At 71.9% G+C, this 267-nt stretch carries 1 protein-coding gene; it reads right to left on the bottom strand.

All coding sequences use genetic code 11. The annotated features are described in order from the left end of the window. Positions 1-267 (bottom strand): DUF937 domain-containing protein (locus tag BIV03_RS15830; protein WP_139202019.1); only part of this gene is annotated, 267 nt, incomplete at both ends.

The following is a 267-nucleotide window of genomic DNA, read 5'->3' as shown; positions in this document are numbered from 1 at the left end:
GCCGAGGTCCACGCCGCCGCCGGTGCTGCCGAGCGCCGCCGCCACGTCCTGCTGCTTGCCGCCGAAGACGTTGGCGACGATCTTGTTGCCGTCCTCCTCGTCGACGTCGTCGATCGTGCTGGGGTCCGGCTTCGCGGCGTGCTTGTCGAGGGCCCTGTCGAGCGAGGCCGCGCCACCGTTCTCCACGTTCTTCTGCAGCCCGCCGACGAGCGCCGGGACCGCCTGGCTGACGGCGTTCCTCGCGGTCGCCTCGTCGATGCCGAGCTT

Origin of the sequence: Curtobacterium sp. MCBA15_016 (genome assembly GCF_001865105.1) — a bacterium.
Lineage (GTDB): Bacteria > Actinomycetota > Actinomycetes > Actinomycetales > Microbacteriaceae > Curtobacterium.
This window is presented reverse-complemented; position numbering and strand designations above follow the sequence as displayed.